General features: G+C 67.8%; 20 protein-coding genes, 1 tRNA gene and 1 pseudogene. 16 read left to right on the top strand and 6 right to left on the bottom strand.

All coding sequences use genetic code 11. The annotated features are described in order from the left end of the window. Positions 1 to 666: 666 nt before the first annotated feature. Positions 667 to 2,172 (bottom strand): helix-turn-helix domain-containing protein, encoded by a 1,506-nt coding sequence (locus tag CV1CTNOD_RS25995; RefSeq protein WP_131784183.1) that lies wholly within the window; start codon positions 2,170 to 2,172, stop codon positions 667 to 669. Positions 2,173 to 2,473: 301 nt separating this feature from the next. On the opposite strand from CV1CTNOD_RS25995, the gene CV1CTNOD_RS00105 reads away from it, so the two are divergent. Continuing rightward, positions 2,474 to 2,764 (top strand): hypothetical protein, encoded by a 291-nt coding sequence (locus CV1CTNOD_RS00105; RefSeq protein ID WP_242606221.1) that lies wholly within the window; start codon positions 2,474 to 2,476, stop codon positions 2,762 to 2,764. Beyond that, a complete protein-coding gene (locus CV1CTNOD_RS27180) occupies positions 2,761 to 3,030 on the top strand; it encodes a hypothetical protein (protein ID WP_131784182.1) in 270 nt (89 codons plus the stop codon). Before CV1CTNOD_RS00105 ends, CV1CTNOD_RS27180 begins: the two co-directional genes overlap by 4 nt. 82 nt (positions 3,031 to 3,112) lie before the next feature. Here CV1CTNOD_RS27180 and CV1CTNOD_RS00095 read toward each other — a convergent pair whose 3' ends face one another. Next, positions 3,113 to 3,529: a helix-turn-helix domain-containing protein gene (locus CV1CTNOD_RS00095; RefSeq protein WP_131784181.1), complete on the bottom strand. Its 417-nt coding sequence runs from the start codon at positions 3,527 to 3,529 to the stop codon at positions 3,113 to 3,115. A 230-nt stretch (positions 3,530 to 3,759) separates the two neighbouring features. On the opposite strand from CV1CTNOD_RS00095, the gene CV1CTNOD_RS00090 reads away from it, so the two are divergent. From CV1CTNOD_RS00090 to CV1CTNOD_RS25165, 9 genes are all read left to right on the top strand, one after another. Beyond that, positions 3,760 to 4,167: a plasmid replication, integration and excision activator gene (locus tag CV1CTNOD_RS00090; protein ID WP_131784180.1), complete on the top strand. Its 408-nt coding sequence runs from the start codon at positions 3,760 to 3,762 to the stop codon at positions 4,165 to 4,167. Then, positions 4,164 to 4,481 (top strand): hypothetical protein, encoded by a 318-nt coding sequence (locus tag CV1CTNOD_RS00085; protein ID WP_131784179.1) that lies wholly within the window; start codon positions 4,164 to 4,166, stop codon positions 4,479 to 4,481. Before CV1CTNOD_RS00090 ends, CV1CTNOD_RS00085 begins: the two co-directional genes overlap by 4 nt. 111 nt (positions 4,482 to 4,592) lie before the next feature. Next, on the top strand, positions 4,593 to 6,107 hold the full coding sequence (locus tag CV1CTNOD_RS00080; protein ID WP_131784178.1) for an FtsK/SpoIIIE domain-containing protein: 1,515 nt from the start codon (positions 4,593 to 4,595) through the stop codon (positions 6,105 to 6,107). Further along, positions 6,104 to 6,313, top strand: a complete 210-nt coding sequence (locus CV1CTNOD_RS00075; RefSeq protein ID WP_131784177.1) for a hypothetical protein — start codon at positions 6,104 to 6,106, stop codon at positions 6,311 to 6,313. Before CV1CTNOD_RS00080 ends, CV1CTNOD_RS00075 begins: the two co-directional genes overlap by 4 nt. After that, entirely contained in the window at positions 6,310 to 7,986 is a 1,677-nt protein-coding gene (locus CV1CTNOD_RS00070; protein ID WP_242606220.1) for a replication initiator, read from the top strand. Before CV1CTNOD_RS00075 ends, CV1CTNOD_RS00070 begins: the two co-directional genes overlap by 4 nt. Positions 7,987 to 8,017: 31 nt before the next feature. Then, complete coding sequence (locus CV1CTNOD_RS00065) at positions 8,018 to 8,212, top strand: helix-turn-helix domain-containing protein (protein ID WP_131784176.1); 195 nt, start codon at positions 8,018 to 8,020, stop codon at positions 8,210 to 8,212. 187 nt (positions 8,213 to 8,399) lie between these two features. Next, entirely contained in the window at positions 8,400 to 8,732 is a 333-nt protein-coding gene (locus tag CV1CTNOD_RS00060) for a hypothetical protein (protein WP_131784175.1), read from the top strand. Between the two features lie 257 nt (positions 8,733 to 8,989). Then, positions 8,990 to 9,622, top strand: coding sequence for an N-terminal phage integrase SAM-like domain-containing protein (locus tag CV1CTNOD_RS25170; RefSeq protein WP_207386069.1), 633 nt, complete (start codon positions 8,990 to 8,992; stop codon positions 9,620 to 9,622). A 77-nt stretch (positions 9,623 to 9,699) separates the two neighbouring features. Then, a complete protein-coding gene (locus CV1CTNOD_RS25165) occupies positions 9,700 to 10,293 on the top strand; it encodes a tyrosine-type recombinase/integrase (protein ID WP_207386068.1) in 594 nt (197 codons plus the stop codon). Positions 10,294 to 10,371: 78 nt separating this feature from the next. On the opposite strand, the gene CV1CTNOD_RS00050 is transcribed toward CV1CTNOD_RS25165, so the two are convergent. Further along, positions 10,372 to 10,444 (bottom strand) — tRNA-Ala (locus CV1CTNOD_RS00050). Positions 10,445 to 10,705: 261 nt separating this feature from the next. Here CV1CTNOD_RS00050 and CV1CTNOD_RS00045 point away from each other — a divergent pair. From CV1CTNOD_RS00045 to CV1CTNOD_RS00035, 3 genes and pseudogenes are all read left to right on the top strand, one after another. Next, a complete protein-coding gene (locus CV1CTNOD_RS00045) occupies positions 10,706 to 11,170 on the top strand; it encodes a hypothetical protein (RefSeq protein ID WP_131784174.1) in 465 nt (154 codons plus the stop codon). A 166-nt stretch (positions 11,171 to 11,336) separates the two neighbouring features. Then, positions 11,337 to 11,816 (top strand): chorismate-binding protein, encoded by a 480-nt coding sequence (locus CV1CTNOD_RS00040; RefSeq protein ID WP_347402867.1) that lies wholly within the window; start codon positions 11,337 to 11,339, stop codon positions 11,814 to 11,816. Further along, positions 11,737 to 12,195 (top strand): annotated as a pseudogene (locus tag CV1CTNOD_RS00035) (AMP-binding enzyme); the annotation flags it as partial. The gene CV1CTNOD_RS00040 and the pseudogene CV1CTNOD_RS00035, both read left to right, overlap by 80 nt. A 110-nt stretch (positions 12,196 to 12,305) precedes the next feature. Here CV1CTNOD_RS00035 and CV1CTNOD_RS25990 read toward each other — a convergent pair. From CV1CTNOD_RS25990 to CV1CTNOD_RS00020, 3 genes are all read right to left on the bottom strand, one after another. After that, positions 12,306 to 12,437, bottom strand: a complete 132-nt coding sequence (locus CV1CTNOD_RS25990; protein WP_131784172.1) for a DLW-39 family protein — start codon at positions 12,435 to 12,437, stop codon at positions 12,306 to 12,308. A gap of 65 nt (positions 12,438 to 12,502) precedes the next feature. After that, positions 12,503 to 13,045 (bottom strand): YbhB/YbcL family Raf kinase inhibitor-like protein, encoded by a 543-nt coding sequence (locus CV1CTNOD_RS00025; RefSeq protein WP_131784171.1) that lies wholly within the window; start codon positions 13,043 to 13,045, stop codon positions 12,503 to 12,505. Positions 13,046 to 13,554: 509 nt separating this feature from the next. Beyond that, positions 13,555 to 14,271 carry a DedA family protein gene (locus CV1CTNOD_RS00020; RefSeq protein WP_131784170.1) on the bottom strand — a complete coding sequence of 239 codons (717 nt, stop codon included), beginning with the start codon at positions 14,269 to 14,271 and terminating at the stop codon, positions 13,555 to 13,557. Positions 14,272 to 14,743: 472 nt separating this feature from the next. Here CV1CTNOD_RS00020 and CV1CTNOD_RS00015 point away from each other — a divergent pair, with 472 nt between their 5' ends. Beyond that, positions 14,744 to 15,208: a nitroreductase family deazaflavin-dependent oxidoreductase gene (locus CV1CTNOD_RS00015; protein ID WP_131784169.1), complete on the top strand. Its 465-nt coding sequence runs from the start codon at positions 14,744 to 14,746 to the stop codon at positions 15,206 to 15,208. Beyond that, entirely contained in the window at positions 15,205 to 15,831 is a 627-nt protein-coding gene (locus CV1CTNOD_RS00010; RefSeq protein WP_131784168.1) for a TetR/AcrR family transcriptional regulator, read from the top strand. Before CV1CTNOD_RS00015 ends, CV1CTNOD_RS00010 begins: the two co-directional genes overlap by 4 nt. The last annotated feature ends 65 nt before the right edge of the window (positions 15,832 to 15,896 follow it).

The following is a 15,896-nucleotide window of genomic DNA, read 5'->3' as shown; positions in this document are numbered from 1 at the left end:
CGACGCGCTGCCGCTGTTCCAACGGGCGTTGACGATCGACGAGGCCGTCTACGGCCCCGACCACCCGTCAGTCGTACTGATCCGACGCAATCTTTCTAATCTTGATAAATAGATGCGGCTGTTCGCACCACTCAGTCAAGATCGAATATGTGTCGGGTAACTACAGGCGGTCTCGCCATGATGGGCGAGGGGTCGGGCTGCCCGGGAAGCGCAGCGACCTGGTGCTGTCTCCCGGCTGCCCGATGGCATGCCCCTGCTCGGTTTTCGTCTGCCCCTGGCGTGCCCGGCGATGGTCTCCGTTGGTCGTGTGACTGCGCATCCCGGGACGCGGTCGGGTATTCGGTGAACCGGACCGCGGAACAGGACCACCATCGCGAATCCATGCCGCCCGGTACGGCATGGATTCGCTGATCCGGCAGTAATCGTTCTGGACGGCGTGCCCACGACGCATTCCCCGGCATACACGCCGTTCCTGGTCTGGGTTGTGCGCGGTGGCGGAGTGCGACGCGCCCGGCGAGCACGGCGCGCAAGCGCCGCGCGCAGCCGGTTGCGGGGCGCGGCCCGCCACCGCCTTGATCTTAAAACGGATAATTCGGCAATCAGTCAGCCTTGTTGTCTGTCCGATCCCGGGCCATGCCGCTGATCGTCAGTCCGAGTCCGATGTGGTCAGGCTGCGCTGCCGGCGAGGGCGGTGCGGTCGATGCGGGAGACGAGCTCGCGGGTGTTGGCGTCGTGCTGGTACGGGACGAGTCGTTTCCGCAGATCGGTCATAGCGGTGACGTAGCGGGCCGAGGTGGGGACTCCGGCGGCAATGTCGATGGCCTTGTGGCTGGCGGCGATGGCGCCTTCGAGATCGTTCTGTTGGGTGAAGCTGACGGCGACGACGGTTTGGCTGAGTGCGCCGCGTCGTCCACGGTTCTGCTTGCGGGCGGCCTCGACAGACTGGCGGGCGTAGCGGTGGGCCTCGGTCGGGTCACCGATGTCACGAAGACTGTTCGCGATCTCACCGGCAATGTAGGGCTCGTCGATGAACTTCGCCCACTCGGGTTCGTTCGCCGGGTTGATAAGATCAAAAGTCTTCTCGGCCTGCGCGATCGTCGCCGCGGTGTCGGTGGAGCGGCCCAGGACCGACAGCGCGCGTGCTTCCAACACGTACAGGTCGGTCAGGGCGGCGGGGGCACGCAGACCACGCAGACCGTGGCGGCCGGCGCGGGCGAGCCGAAGCCCTTCATCGGGGTGCCCGAGTTGGGTGGCCTGATCGGAGAGTCCGGCAAGCACATGTGCGCCGAGCATCCGGTTTCCGGACGCGTCGGAGAGCCGCAGGGACTGAATCAGGTAACGCTGCGCGATGCCGTGTTGGCCGGAGTCGAACGCCATCCATCCGGCGAGGTAGGTCTGTTCGGCGGCGACTTCGAAGAGGGCCTGGCGGACGGGCTCGGGGTGGGATTCCTGAAGGAGCGGGAGGACGTGTTCGGTGAGGTACTGGGCGACGGCGCGCCGGGCGATGTCTCCGCCACCTTGGATGACGTCCATTTCCTGGAACACGCCGAACATGGTGCGGATGGATTCGACCGCGGCCATGTCCGCGTGGGCGGGCCGTCCGGAGTCGGCGGCGTCCAGGCTGGCCAGGAGCCAATCCCGGCTGGGGCCGGCGAGTGCACCGAGAACGAATGATGAACGAAGTAGCATGTCCCGACGGCGCACGTCGGCCCTCCCGAGCTCGGCGACAGTGCTCAGGGTACGTCGCACCGAGGGTTCGTACACCAGCCCTTGAGCGGTTGCCTCGGGGTTGGTGACGGGCTGCTGAGCGGTTATCGACCGACTGTCGAGCACTGGCGCTTTTACGTCTGTTTGGGCATGCGCTGTGTGTGTGGTGGGTTCCCATGCGCGGCGGGCCAAGCCGAGCATGCCGCCGGGGATGCGGAGGCCGTCGGCGATGCGTTCGATCAGTTCCAGGGATGCGACCCGGTCCCGACCGTGCACGATCTTGCTGACGCGGCTCTGGTCGAGGCCCTCGACCGCGGAGGCGATGCGGTCCTGACTGGCGGCGTCGTACTTCCTCATCAGCCGAAAGGCGGTGCCGAAGTCGCGGGCGGTGAGAGCGGCGCGCATGTCGTCGCGGGCAAGGAGCCGTTCGGACACCACGTACGGGCCGAGCGAAACAGCCGACATACCTGATCAACCTTCCGGCCGGGAGATAGGGACACGTCTCGTGGCAGGACTGATGCCGAAGGTACCTGAATTACGCCCAACGGGTAGGGAAAGCTCACCTATTGAGGGGGCGTGTTGCTGTCGTTTACGGGTTGTCCGTCGGGATCAGGCGATAGTCACATGGGAACGTCATCTTCCGTGGGCTCGCGTTGTGCCGTGAGGCTGAGGCGCAGCCGGCCCCGTCCCGTGTCGAGCGGTGGTCTCCGTGGGACCGGGCCGGCATCCAACCAGCGGATAATGAGAGCGGGACGGGATGCGACCGGTGACGGTAACCAAGGAGAACGCAGCGGACGGCGGGGCCTCGGATGAGCGGATGCCTGTCCTGTACGGGGTGGTGCGGTTCGAGCCGGGGGATGAACGGCGGGTCCGCGACACCACGATCACGTTTGATTCGCCCGCATCGGCGGAGCTGTTCGCCATCGAGAGCGGCTGGCACGACTTTCAGGTGACGCCGCTGTTCTTCTTCGTGGACACCGTCACGGCGCCGGCGGCGGGTCGGATGCTGCTGGGTGCAGCACTGGCACGGTCCATGCGGCGGGCCGACGGTCGATGACCGGCGATCGGGCGTGCGATCCGCTGGGGGCTGCGTCTGGCCGTTCGTCGCCTGCGACCGGCCCTGATGCAGGTAGAGGCGATTTCACGGTCACGATCTACCCGGCGGATCGTCCGGCGGACGTGATGCGGGCCTGGGCGGCGCTCCCGGACGGGCTCGGGTTCGCCGAAGCGTTCGGCGATGTTGAAGTGACGCTGGTGTTCCGACCGGCAGGTAACCGGATGTCGTCATGGGAGCCGAACGGGATGCCAGCCGTGCCGGATTGAGCGGTCAGGTAGCTGGCATCACGGCAAGATTCAGGGGCCAGGATCCCGGAGGGCGGCAACGCCGTTGCGGGGTTCTGGCCCTTTATCTGTTGGTCCCCTGCGCGGTGACGAGCTCCTCGACGGCGGCCAGGCGGTGGCTCACGTCCGCAAGCTGCTGTTCGATGCGGCCTATCCCAGCGAGGATCTCCCGAACAGCGACCCCGGCGGGGGCATCCGACACCTGATCGCCGACCAGCACCCGAATCAGATGATCGTCAGGCCAGTCGAGCGCGTGGGCGAGTGCCATCAGCGTCTTGTTCTGTACCCGACGGCCCTTGCCGCCATGCTGAATCTGCCGCACGGTGGACACGGACACGCCGGAGACGTCGGCGAGTTCCTGCTGTCCGACGCGGCGGGCTGCCATCCGCTGGTTGACCGCGTCGGCGACCGCGGCCCAGTCCTCGCCCCCGATCGCGCCACGCGCCGTGTAGACGGGTGATCTCCGTTCCTGGTCCTCCATACGGCCGATTTTAGCTAGAAAGCAAACATCAGGGCATGTGAGGTACACATATATCCCAGCGAGACCCGCTGCCGGACGCAGGGTCTTTGCTTCACGCTTATGTGAACCTCACATGCTATGGGTACATAATTGTTGATGAGCGGTTCGCACGCGGTGCACTGTATGTCCTGCAACGACCGACGGCCGGCAACAGCCGGCACGCTGATGATGCGGGACAAGGTGAAGCGACGATGGCGATACCGCAACGGATTCCCGTGGCATTCGGGGACGTGTTCCCCCACGGCGCATACGTGCTCGGGGTGGAAGCGGTTAACGACTTCGACAAGGCGAAGGCGGGGGTGGCCGACGCACAGGAGCGGGACAAGATCACCGGTGAGTTGGTGTGGGCGGTGCGGGTGATGGACGCCGACCCGAACGCCCGGGCCGGCTCGGCAGAGGTGAAGGTGAAGATCGCCGCCGCGGTGCGGCCGGTGCCGCCGGAGCCGCTGGCGGGCACGCCGTTTCGGCCGGTGGAGTTCGACGGGCTGACGCTGACCCCGTACGTGAACACGAACGGGTCGAAGCCCCGGCAGGGGTTCGCGTTGCGGGCGACGGGGATGCGGCCGGTGCGCACGGGTTCGAGTCGGGCGGCGGCATGACCGGGCCGACACCCACCGCGGGTGCAGGCGGTGAGCGGGTGCCGATCGGGTCGAACTGGCATGTGGGGGTGCATGTCGGGTCGGACTGGTCGGCCCGGTGCTTCACCTACCCGGACGAGCGGCCGATCCTCGTGCTGGACACCCCCCGCGCCTGCCTGTCCATCTCGGCGGCGAGCGGCACCGTGACCGCCAATCACCTCGATTTCGCGCACGCGCTGGTGCAGGCCGCCAACGACTATCTGATCGAATGCGAACGGCTCCTCCTGGAAAGTACGGACAACGACACCAACAGCGGGTCTGCAATAGCGGCCTGAGTCGGTTCTGTTCGTCGCCGGTTTCGGGACGGCTGCTGAGCCTCTTTCATTTCCTACCGTCCCGGACCACTGATTTCATCTTCTTTCGACGCTGGGTGGGTGTGATCTGTCATGGCCAGAAGCAACGGATCTCGGCCGTTTCCCGAGGTACCGACCCGGCATCCGAAAGTCGACGTGCCGCTGTGGATGCTCCTGGTCGGGCTCGCCGGCCGGATGTGCGCCCACCTCGTCGTGTTCCTCGTCCGGCATCCGGTCCCGGTGGGTCTGCTGCTCGCCGTGGCGGTGATTCGCCAGCGGTTCGGCCTGGCCGGACTCGGTCTCGCGGTTCTGCTCCTGGTCGTGGTCGCCGTGCTGTGGCGGCTGGCGCATCGCCGGTCGTTCACCTGGCTGGCCCGGTGGGTCCGGGGACGGCTACGGCTGCTCGTGGTGTACCGGTGGCGGTGGCGCCCGGTCATGGTCCATACCGGTCTGGCGATCCGGATTCCGGTGTCCAACGGCGACCGGGTCGCCTTCGCCGAAACGTTCCCCCGCATCCGCACGATCCACTCGGATCGGTGGGGCGACCGGCTCCGGGTCGAACTGCTCTACGGGCAGACCCCCGACCAGTGGGCGGACCAGGCCGAAGCACTGCGGCAGGCGTTCCGCGCCCGGTCCTGCCGCATCCGCGCCGACCGGGTGGGGTTCATCTGGGTGGACTTCACCCGCCGCGACCCCCTCGCCCACCCCGTCCCACCGGCCGATCTCGACGGTCCGGACGCGGACGGGGACGGCTGGGACGACGACGAAAGTCCGGTGGACCTGTCCGGGATTCCGGTCGGCCGCCGCGAGGACGGACAGCCCTGGCGACTCCCGGTCCGCGGCGCACACGTGCTTGTGGCCGGGGCGACCGGGGCGGGCAAGGGCTCGGTGTTGTGGTCGACGATCCGCGGGCTCGGCCCGGCCGTCCGCGCCGGCCTGGTCGAACTGTGGGTCGCCGATCCCAAGGGCGGGATGGAACTGGCGTTCGGCCGGGCGATGTTCACCCGGTTCGCCACCGACACGGACAGTATCGCCGACCTGCTCGACGACGCGGTCACCGTCATGCGGGACCGGGCCGCCCGGCTGCGCGGCGTCAGCCGGCTGCACACCCCCACCACCGGCGAACCGCTGATCGTCGTCATCGTCGACGAACTGGCCTCCCTGACCGCCTATGTCACCGACCGGGAGCTGAAGCGGCGACTGTCGGCGGCGCTGCCGCTGCTGCTGTCCCAAGGCCGGGCACCCGGGGTGGTGGTGGTCGGGGCGGTGCAGGACCCGCGGAAAGAAGTGCTTCCCTTCCGCGACCTGTTCCCGGTCCGGGTGGCGCTGCGGATGACCGAAGCCGACCAGGTCGACCTCGTCCTCGGCGACGGCGCCCGCGATCGCGGGGCACGGGCGGAAGACATCCCCGACGACCTGCCCGGGGTCGGCTATGTCCTGCTCGACGGGCAGGCCGACCCCGTCCGGGTGCGGGCCTGCTGGGTCGATGACGCCGAGATCTCCCGGATGGCGCACCGCTACCAACCGCCCGTGGCCGGCGCGGTGCTCGACCTGGACAACCCCGGACCGGACGGCTGGACACCGGACGTCGACGGCTGGGCCGCGTGACCGGACCGGACGGATACGCCCCGGTGCTCGTGCTGCCGGTCTGCGGCTGGTGCCGGCATCTGTGGGTGGCGCACCGAGCCGACGACGGCTGTCGGGCGTCCACCGGGCGGGGGCGGGTGTGCGGCTGCCGGGAACCGCCACCCGACCACCACGACGACGACGGCCAGGACCACGACGACCACGGACAGGAGGAGCGGGCGGCATGACCGACTCGAGCACGGGACCGGCGGAACCGACGGCGGGGAGCCGGGCGGCGCGGATGCGACAGCCGCTGGCCCGACATGTCCTCGAGGCGGTCGCGGTGGAGAACGGGGTGTGCATCCGCCCGCTGGCCATGCGGAAAGTCGACATCGCCACCGGGGAGGCCGAAACCATCCCGGTGCCGTGCGGGGCCACCCTCGCCAGCAAGTGCCCGCCGTGCGCGGAGCGTGCGCGGAAACTACGGATGGCGCAGTGCAAGGCCGGCTGGCATCTCAACGACGAACCGCTCCCCGACCCGGACCCGCCCGGCGACGACGCGAAAACCCTCGTCCAGCTCCGCGCCGATCTCGAAGCCGTCCGCACCGACGCCGTGACCGGCCACGACGTGGAGCAGGTCACCGAGGTCGACGATCTGATCTCGCAGGTGGACGCCGCATTGAACGATCTCGGTGTGCGCGGGAAGACCGCGCCGGACACCCGGGACCGGCCGCGGCGGACCCGGTCGACGAAACGGCGGCAGGATGCCCCCGACCTGCCCCGGCTGCCGGTGGACCGACGCACGGTCGGGCGGACGTTCACCGCAGCCGACGGGACGGTGTGGCGGCCGTCGATGTTCCTGACGCTCACCTGCGACTCCTACGGGAAGGTCACCTCGGACGGCACGCCGGTGGACCCGGATGGCTACGGCTACCGGCGGGCGGCCCGCGACGCGATCCACTTTCCCAAGCTCGTGGACCGGTTCTGGCAGAACCTCCGCCGTGCCGTGGGCTACGACGTCCAGTATTTTGCCTGCCTGGAACCGCAACGGCGGTTGGCGCCGCATCTGCACGCGGCCATGCGCGGCACGATCCCACGGGTGCTGCTGCGGCAGGTGGCGGCGGCAACGTATCACCAGGTGTGGTGGCCGTCCTGCGACCGGCCTGTCTACAGCCCCGACCGGCTGCCCGTCTGGGACGACCAGGACGGCGGCTACCGCGACCCCGACACGGGCGTACTCCTGTCGACCTGGGATGAGGCCCTGGACGCGATCGGCGAGGACGTCGAACCCGCGCACGTGGTCCGGTTCGGCGTCCAGGTCCGCGCGGACGGGGTGACCGCGAACAACAGCAACACCGGCCGGTTGATCGGCTACCTGACCAAGTATCTGACCAAGTCGCTGGACACCTGCCACGCGGTGGACACCGACGCGCAGCGGAATCATGTGGACCGGCTCGCCGACGCCTTGCGGTACGAACCGTGCTCGCCGGGCTGCGCGAACTGGCTGCTCTACGGCGTCCAGCCGAAGAACCCCCGGGCAGGGCTGGTTCCCGGCCGGTGCAGGGGCAAGGCCCACCGGCGGGAAACCCTCGGCTTCGGCGGACGCCGGGTGCTCGTCTCCCGGAAATGGTCCGGCAAAACCCTCGCCGACCACCGGGAGGATCGCAAGACGTGGGTCCGGCAACAGCTCGCCGTGCTCGGCCACCCCGGCGACAGCGACACCGTGAGCGGCACGCCCGATCAGGTGGTCTGGCAGCTCCTCCGACCTGGTGATCCGGCCACACCCCGCCGGGAACACCTGCTGCTGCGCGCGGTCGCCGACCGGCACCGTTGGCGCGCCCAACTCGATGCGGCCCGTGCCGCACGCGGCCATCCCGACCCGGTTTCGGCAACCGACCCCGGCATGCCCCGAGCAGCCTGACCCGACCCAGCAAATGATCAAAGGAGTAGCTGTGCACAAACTCCTTCTCACCCCGGCTGAAGCGGCCGACCTGCTCGGCGTTAGCCGCACCACCCTGTACGAACTGCTCAACGCCGAACAGATCGAATCCGTCCGTATCGGCCGGTCGCGCCGTATCCCGCGAGCGGCGCTCGTCACCTACGTCGATCGGCTACGCGGCGTCCCGGACACGGAGGCGGCAGCATGATCCCGGCCCGGTCCGGGCCGAACCTGACAGCCGGGTTTCGGCAGTGCACCCCGCGCGGCGCCCGCGGGCCTCCCGAGCGTCGCAGGTTCCCGAACACAAAAGATCCAATAAGCGGTCCCGGCGGGTGCTGGAACACCACACCGGGACCTTGATCAGCACCCCTTAGAGACCAAGGGAGTACCGACCCGTGCCCATCATTCCGCCTGGCCTCGACCCCCCGCGCGACCCCTCCGACGGACAGCCCTTCGTCCGCCTCGACACCCCCGGCCACGGCTTCTACGAGATGACCGTCAAGCCGGGTGCCGACCCGTTCGACATCGCCCGGACCGCCGTCGCGATTCCCACCGACGCGGTGTTCATCGAAGCTCTCGGAGACGTCGACATCGTGTTGGTGTTCCGCGCTATACCCGGTACCGCACTTCCGCCAACTCCCCCACCGCGCAGGCCTGGTCCGGCCGGTGGTTGGGTGCCTGACGTCCTCCCGTATCGGACGGTTCCCGCGCAGCATCAGCCGCGCTGATCGATTCTCGCGGTCCTTCCCCACATTTCTTTCCCGTTCCTCTGCTGGACGGTTCACCCGCCGGGAGTGCGGACGGGTCCAGGGTCGGCGAAGCCGATCACGAAGTGACGCGTAGCGCCCTGGACGCGGCCGGACTCCCGGCGGACCCTCCTCCGTCCCCAGAGGAGCGGGATCTCAACGCGCCACGCGATTCGGCGGTACCCGGCCGGCTTCTGTCGGCTCTTCTTCCCCTATTTCAGCAAGGAGCGATCTTCATCATGTCCGGCAAGCGACAGGATCCGACCAGAGCGGCCGACGAACCGACCGGCCCTGACAGCGAGGGCGCGAAGCGTCAGACGCGGAACGCCCATGATCGCCGGGATCGTCGGCGTAGCCATGGCGAAGGTTCCCTCTACCAGCGTGAAAGTGACGGCCGGTGGGTCGGTGTGGTCGACCTGGGCTGGATCGACGGGAAGCGGCGTCGCCGCGTCGTCTACGGGAGGACCGAGAAGGAAGCCCTTGCCAAGGTGCGCGAACTGCGCAAGGCGGCCGATCAGGGCCAGGACCTCACCGCGAAGTCCCGCACCGTCGCCGAATGGATGAACTACTGGATGGACGAGATCAAGTCTCACGACGGAACACGACCATCCACTCTCGCCCGGTACCGGTACGCGATCGACGGCCACATCGTCCCGCTGCTCGGAAAGATCCGCCTGGACAAGCTCGGGCCGGCCCACGTCCGGCGTCTGCACGCGGCACGTCGGGAGCAGATGAAGCCGGCAAGCCTCGTGAAGATTCACGCGGTGCTGCGGGCCGCGCTCGCCGACGCGGAACGGATGGAGCTGGTGAGCCGCAACGTCGCGAAAGCTGTTGCCCGCCGAGCCTGGCCGGTGGGGAACAGCACACGCTGACCACCGGTGATGCACGTCGTTTCCTGACCCTGGTTGTAGATGATCGGCTCGAAGCGCTGTTCGTCCTGGCGCTCACGATGGGACTGCGCCGCGGTGAGCTGCTCGGCCTCCGCTGGGATGACGTCGACCTCGACGCCCGGACGCTGTGGGTCCGCCGCTCCGCCCAACGGGTCAGCGGGCAACTGCGGCTCGTCGAGCCGAAGACCCACGGTTCACGGCGAACGGTCCCGATACCGGCGCTCGCCGTCGACGCCCTGGAACGCCAACGCAAGCGCCAGGCGGACGAACGGAACAAGGCCGGCGAGTCGTGGCAGGACAACGGGCTCGTCTTCGCCTCCACGGTCGGAACACCGATGGAGCCGCGGAACGTGACCCGACGCGTCCAACAGCTCCGTGACGGTGCCGGCCTGCCGTGGCTGCGGCTTCACGACTTCCGCCACGCCTGCGCGACGTTCCTTCTGGCGTCCGGGATCGAACCGCGGACCGTGATGGAGATCCTCGGCCACACCACCGTGAGGATGACGATGGAGCGCTATGGCCACGTCCTACCCGAGCGGCTGCGTGCGGCCGCAACGGCGATGGACGGCATCCTTGGCCCCGAGGCCGACACCGACAAGCAACACAAGAAGAAGCACAAGGACGACACGGTGGAGGACCGGGACGACGGGTAGCACCCCTTGGCTACACGGTTGGCTACATCTCGATCTTCTCGTCGGATGAGACAACCCGTTTATGCAGGTGAGACGGGGTGGAGACGAGGGGACTTGAACCCCTAACCCCTGCCTTGCAAAGGCAGTGCTCTGCCAATTGAGCTACGCCCCCGGAGGAAACCCAACCAAGAGTATGGCATGCGGACGGCAGCGCGTGGGATCTGTTCCGCAGGGCACTATCCCTGCTTCCCCCGCGGACGCGGCCGCGACATCCACAGACGTGGCACCCACAGGCGCATCGAAGCATGGGTACCGCGGCGCCAACCCTCGAACCCGCCGGATGGACCACCGCCCAGCCAAGTTAGGGTAACCTAACTTGACCTAATTACTTGCACTACTTGCTGATCGGTGCCGACCTCTTCGGGAGACGGGTGTGCATCATTACCATGAGCTGGAGATCCCTGGTCGGTTCGATCCCCTTGCACTCGTCGCCGCCCTGTCGGATTCCGATCTGTTCAGCAGCCACGTCGTCTACGAGCGCGACAACCAGTGGTGGTTCGCCGGTGCCGTCTTCGGCGAGGTCGTCGTCGAACCAACGGTGGTGCGGAGCAGCTGCCAAGGCCGGCAGACGGCGGTCGAGCGGTCGCCGCACCCGTTGCGTCAGGTGGGCGACCTGCTTGCAACCTTTCCGCTCGCGGATTGGCACGCATACGGCTGGGTCTGCTTCGAGTTCGCCTATGCGCTCGCGGGCGGCCCCCGCGTTGCCGAAGGACGCCCGCTCCTGCACGTGATGGTGCCCAGGACCGAGATCTGGCTGCGAACCGATCACGTTCTGATACGCGGCACGGACGACCTCGTGATCGGATCGGTACGTGATCTGATCACCGGCTTCGCCTGAGCCCCCGCACCCGCGCACGACCGGTCGAGGTTACCGACCCGGCGGAGGAAGACTCGGCGGGAGAAAGCTCGACGGAAAAAGGAAAAGAAAGAAAAGAAGGGAAAGAGTCCCGGAGGGCCTATCACGACAGCGTGGCGCGGGCCGTTGCGGACATCCGCGGGGCGCCCTGCGGAAGGTCATCCTCTCCCGGACGCTGCCGATCCCGGTCCCGGTCGATCTCACCGCCACATACGCCCTCGGCCGCGCCGGGAACACCCCGGCCCGCTCGTTCTTGCTCGACCTGGGCGGCCAGAAGGCCGCCGGGTTCAGCCCAGAAACCGTCGTCGAGGTCTCCGCGTACGGCCAGGTGGCCGCCCACCCGCTCGCCGGCACCAGGGCGCACGGCCTCGGAGCCGACGTCGACGCGGACCGCCGCGCCGAACTGGAGTCCGACCCCAAGGAGATCTTCGAGCACGCCACCTCGGTCAAGCTGGCCTACGGCGAGGTGTCCCAGGTCTGTGAACCGGTCTCGGTCGCGATCACCGATTTCATGACGGTCGCGCGTCGTGGCAGTGTCCAGCACCTGCTACACCATCCGGGGGTACTACCGGGCGCAGGAGTACAACCGGACCGCCTTCACCGCGGACGGCTTCTACCGCACCGGTGACATCGTCCGCCAGGTTCCCTCCGGGCACCTCGTCGTCGAGGGCCGGGCCAAGGAGCAGATCAACCGGGGAGGGGAGAAGGTCTCCGCCGAGGAGGTGGAAAACCACCTGCTGGCCCACCCGGGTGTGCACGACGTCGCCGTCGTCGGTGTGCCCGACGATTTCCTGGGTGAGCGGATCTGCGCGTTCACCATCACCCGGGGTGATCCCCGGCCGGGCGCGGCGGATCTGCGAGCGTTTCTGCGCGCCCGTGGCCTGGCCACCTACAAGATCCCGGACTGTTTCACGTTTGTCGCATCCTTCCCGCAGACCGCGGTGGGGAAGACCAGCCGAGCGCAGCTACGCGCGAGGCTGGGCGCGACGTTCACGCCGAGGACGTGAGACGGCACGCCTCGCCACGTCACGTCACGGCACGGCAGCCGACCCGATCGAGGTCCAGGCCCAGCCGCCGTGACGTCAGGGATCCGACCGGGGCGGATCAGGACCAGAGGTCAGTTCGTGTTGATGGCGGTGGTCGCCTCGTGCCAGAGGTCGACTTCGCCCCTACCCCGCCGACGACGGACAACGGTCGCCACCGCACCGGCGCTAGCGACAACCGCAAGAACAACGAGCTTACGAAACATGTCCGTCAACCTACCCGCGTCCGGCAATCCTGCCCACCGCCATGGTGGTGACATGCCAGGAGCTGTCAACGCTGGTAGGTGGCCCGCAGCACACCCCGGGCAAGGGTGTGGAACACCAGATTGAACCCCACCACCGCGGGCGAGACGGAACTGTCGACGCCGAGCGAGGAGACGTCGACCGCATGCACCGCGAACACGTAGCGGTGTGGACGGTCACCTGGGGGAGGCGCGGCACCCCCGTACTCGGCTGTCCCGTAGTCGTTGCGGACGTGGAAGGAACCCGCCGGCAGACCAGAAAGATCACCGCTTGCCACCCCGTGGGGCAGTTCGGTCACCGTGGCCGGGATGTCGACCAGGGACCAGTGCCAGAAGCCGCTGCCGGTCGGGGCGTCCGGATCGAAGCATGTGACGACGAAGCTCTGCGTCTGTTCCGGGAACCCCGCCCAGCGAAGGTGCGGCGAGGCGTTCCCACCTCCGGCCGTGGTGTGCACGAGCTCCTTGGTGAGAGCGTCCCCGTCCGCGAAGTCGTCACTGGTGAGGGTGAACGACGGCACGACGGGGAGGACGTCGAACGGGTCCGGGGGAGTACCGCGGTCAAGCAGGGACATCAGCCAACCTCACTTCTGTAGTTCTCCGACGGCTGCTACGAGGACCGCCCAAGGATCATGACGAGGACGCCTCGGGGAATACCGTCAACCGTGTATCACCCTCCGGCCACGACCGAACACTCGGGGCATGAGGAATAGCTCCCCAAAAAGGATTTTAATGACAGATGGGGATCTGTTAATTTGATCTCGGAGGGCAGACGGCTTCGTTGCGGTTTTTTGGGCACCAGGTGGGACGCACCGGGCTCTGGACGGCTAGGGTGGGAACGTCCCGGTGGGGTGACTACCGACTCCCCCCGTGTCGGTGGCCCCCCACCGGGACCTCGCTTCCGGGATCTCACTTCCAAGACCCTGTTTCCCACGCATTCCCACGCAGCGGCAGCTCGACCGCCCCACCGGCCGGGGACCTCATGGCCGGTCAGCCACTCCCGGAACCTGGGTTTTCCGGACCTCCCCGATCGGCTCCCGGGCCTCGAGCGCGCCAGAAACATGATTCTGTCGCCTTTGCCCCGCTAGTCGCTCCCGGTGGTCGACCGTGACCGGGTGGAGTGCCGGGCCTCGGCCGGAGCCGAACCCCGAGCGGGACGCGCACCCCGGCGCCGGGCACGCAGCAGCTCGAATCCGATCGGGATGACCGACAGCAGCACGATGCCAATAAAGATCTTCTCGACGTTGTGCGCGATGAAGTCGACCTTCCCGAGGAAATAACCGATCACTGTCACGCCGGTGCCCCACAGCAGCCCACCGATGGCATTGAACGTGACGAACAGCCGGTAGTTCATGCCGCTGATCCCGGCAACGATCGGGGTGAACGTCCGTACGATCGGGACGAAGCGGGCGAGGATCACCGAGCGGGGGCCGTGGCGCTCGAAGAAGTCATGGGCCTTCTCCACGTTCTCCCGCCTGAACAGCCGGGAATCGGGACGCCGGAAGAGCGTGGGGCCGACCTTGCGCCCGAACAGGAATCCCGTCTGGTCACCGACGACCGCGGCGATGGAGATCAGCATGCAGGCCAGCCACAGCGGGGTGGACAGCGTGCCGTTGGAGACAAGCAGACCCACCGTGAACAACAGTGAGTCACCCGGCAGGAAGAAGCCGACCAGCAGACCGGACTCCGCAAAGACGATCAGCAGGATGACGATCAGACCCGCCTTGGCGAGATGCTCCGTATCCAGGAAACTCGGGCCAAGCGCAAGAGTTGTCGAAGCAAGCGCGGACGCGGTCAACACAGTGGCAGGCCTCCGGAGCGACTCGGGACACCAAGGCTGCTGGCGGCCGATTCGGTTCCCGCCTCGACCGGGCACTCCTCGAAGATGGCAACGAACCAACGCCGACCCGAGTGGCACGACCGGCGGAAAGCAATACGATCATTACTGTCCGCATTGCTGGATGCCTGCCGGCTCACCGGATCAAAGCTTGGCTGTCCGACAGCGTATCCAGTAGGGCCGCGGGAGGTGCCTCGGCCTACCGTGATGTCCCATCACGCCAGTGCGGACGTCCACGCCTGGCGTGCCCCGCGTCTGCTGTGTTCCATAGCAACGCCGGAGCGTCGCCGGCCGATTCGAGCGGGCAGACGCATGCCCGGTGGAACCACACGATGGACCGCACCCGCACGATGGACGCGGCTAACGGTGTTAGCTATGCTTGCGGCTAACGCCGTTAGCCGCGCGATGACATCGCCGAGACCGAAGGAATTCGATCATGCCCGACGCGTCCGAGACCCATTACCGTAAGCCTGGCCGATTCACCCAGCACGTCGCCAACAACCTGGTCGCGAGCTTCACCCGGGCCGGTATCAGCATCTGGGGCAGCCGCGTCCTGGAGGTGAAGGGACGAACCAGCGGGCAGCCCCGCCGGGTCCCGGTCAACCTGCTCAGCCATGAGGGCAGGCAGTACCTGGTCGCGCCGCGAGGCGAGACCCAGTGGGTACGTAACCTGCGCGCCGCCGACGGCAACCTCGACCTCCTGCTCGGACGCCGCCGAGAGCACCGAACCGCCCACGAGGTCGCCGATACGGACAAAGCACCGATCCTGCGTGCCTATCTCCGCCGCTGGAAGGCTGAGGTGGGGGTGTTCTTCGACGGTGTCAGCGCGGATTCGACCGACGAGGAGGTCGCCCGCATCGCGCCGAGGCATCCCGTGTTCGCCCTCGACCCGCTCGCATGACGCAATCCGATCCAGTCCTGTGCGCACCGTCACGACCGTATGCATTCAGCCCCCGCGCCACGGAGATCATCGCCGCGGGTAGGCGACTGCTCGAGGCAGAGGGAGCCGACGCCCTGACCATGCGCCGGCTGGGCGCCGAGCTCGGCATCCAGGCGCCCTCCATCTATAAGCATCTGCCGGGCAAGTACGCCGTCGAGCTGGCCCTGGTCGATGAAGCACTGGCCGAGATCGGCCTGGCTCTGCATCAGGCGGTGCGTCACCCCGGACCGGCGGGGAGCGTCGCGAGCGTCCTGGCCGCCTACCGTGAGTATGCCCTTGCCCACCCGAATCTGTACCGCCTGGCCACCGGCTCCCGCCTGCCCCGCGGCTCGACAACACCCAGCCTGGAGGACTGGTCCGGTGAACCGTTCTTCTTGGCAACCGGCGACCCGCAGGTGGCGCAGGCCATGTTCTCCTTCGCCCACGGCATGGTCATCCTTGAGCTGGACCAGCGTTTCCCCGACGGCTCCGATCTGCAGCGAACCTGGGATGCCGGCGCCGACGCCTTCGTGTCCGCGTGCAGGTCACGATCCGCGACCAGCGCTGTCGCACCCGCCCCCGGGCCTGAGGCCGAGGTCCACTGACAACGATCGGGTGCAGGCCTGTCTCCATGCGCCTGATCTCCCCTCGGAGTGACCCGGGGACCTAG

The organism is Protofrankia symbiont of Coriaria ruscifolia, assembly GCF_900634745.1.
Taxonomy (GTDB): Bacteria; Actinomycetota; Actinomycetes; order Frankiales; family Frankiaceae; genus Protofrankia; species Protofrankia californiensis.
This window is presented reverse-complemented; position numbering and strand designations above follow the sequence as displayed.

Coding starts and splice junctions, on each gene's coding strand:
- CV1CTNOD_RS00095 (WP_131784181.1), bottom strand. CDS start 3,529: ATGGAGGACCAGGAACGGAGATCACCCGTCTACACGGCGCGTGGCGCG.
- CV1CTNOD_RS00085 (WP_131784179.1), top strand. CDS start 4,164: ATGACCGGGCCGACACCCACCGCGGGTGCAGGCGGTGAGCGGGTGCCG.
- CV1CTNOD_RS25165 (WP_207386068.1), top strand. CDS start 9,700: ATGGGACTGCGCCGCGGTGAGCTGCTCGGCCTCCGCTGGGATGACGTC.
- CV1CTNOD_RS25995 (WP_131784183.1), bottom strand. CDS start 2,172: ATGTCGGCTGTTTCGCTCGGCCCGTACGTGGTGTCCGAACGGCTCCTT.
- CV1CTNOD_RS00025 (WP_131784171.1), bottom strand. CDS start 13,045: ATGTCCCTGCTTGACCGCGGTACTCCCCCGGACCCGTTCGACGTCCTC.
- CV1CTNOD_RS25170 (WP_207386069.1), top strand. CDS start 8,990: ATGTCCGGCAAGCGACAGGATCCGACCAGAGCGGCCGACGAACCGACC.
- CV1CTNOD_RS00010 (WP_131784168.1), top strand. CDS start 15,205: ATGACGCAATCCGATCCAGTCCTGTGCGCACCGTCACGACCGTATGCA.
- CV1CTNOD_RS00090 (WP_131784180.1), top strand. CDS start 3,760: ATGGCGATACCGCAACGGATTCCCGTGGCATTCGGGGACGTGTTCCCC.
- CV1CTNOD_RS00015 (WP_131784169.1), top strand. CDS start 14,744: ATGCCCGACGCGTCCGAGACCCATTACCGTAAGCCTGGCCGATTCACC.
- CV1CTNOD_RS27180 (WP_131784182.1), top strand. CDS start 2,761: ATGACCGGCGATCGGGCGTGCGATCCGCTGGGGGCTGCGTCTGGCCGT.
- CV1CTNOD_RS25990 (WP_131784172.1), bottom strand. CDS start 12,437: ATGTTTCGTAAGCTCGTTGTTCTTGCGGTTGTCGCTAGCGCCGGTGCG.
- CV1CTNOD_RS00080 (WP_131784178.1), top strand. CDS start 4,593: ATGGCCAGAAGCAACGGATCTCGGCCGTTTCCCGAGGTACCGACCCGG.
- CV1CTNOD_RS00070 (WP_242606220.1), top strand. CDS start 6,310: ATGACCGACTCGAGCACGGGACCGGCGGAACCGACGGCGGGGAGCCGG.